Source organism: Arthrobacter sp. MDT2-34-1 (assembly GCF_059091365.1).
The window spans coordinates 1-521 of record NZ_JBNHGO010000122.1; the positions used below are offsets into that span (position 1 = coordinate 1).

Annotated in this window: 1 protein-coding gene; it reads left to right on the top strand. The window is 72.7% G+C overall.

Going from position 1 to position 521, the window contains the following annotated elements:
* Positions 1-103 precede the first annotated feature (103 nt).
* Complete coding sequence (locus AC5RVV_RS17970; RefSeq protein WP_494002709.1) at positions 104-445, top strand: hypothetical protein; 342 nt, start codon at positions 104-106, stop codon at positions 443-445.
* Positions 446-521: the final 76 nt, after the last annotated feature.

Below are 521 nucleotides of genomic sequence, written 5' to 3' on the forward strand. Positions count from 1 at the left end.
GGGGCGCGTCGTCCACGACGCCGACGGACCGGACCGCCGTGGCGTGGTACCGCCGAGACGTGCTGGCCCGGCGCGCCCGGGCGCGGCGGGACGGGGGCATGCGGTGAACCTGCTCGACCACCGGCCGGGAACCTCGCCCGTCCACCGGGTCCCGCTGGGGGCGAAGTACGCGATGCTGCTGGTGCTGAGCGTGGTCCTGGTGGCCTGGCGCGAGCCCGTGGTGATCGGCGTGGCGGTGCTCGGGGTGTGGGGTCTGTACCGGCTGGCCGGGCTCGCGGGCGAATTCCTGGCCCCCCTGGCGGCGCGGCTGGCCGCTGCTGCTGTTCGCCGGCGTGGCTCGCTGGGCCTCGGGCGTCTGGGGGCCCGTGCCGCTGTCCCCGTTACCTTTCTTATAGCCCCGGAACGAGCAAGAATCGGGGTTGCTGGCCTGTCGGCCCCGGCATGATCCGTTCCCCCAGTCGTCCATGATCCGAATCTTCTATATCCGTCAAGCGAGCCGCGGAAGCGTGATCGCGTCGGCG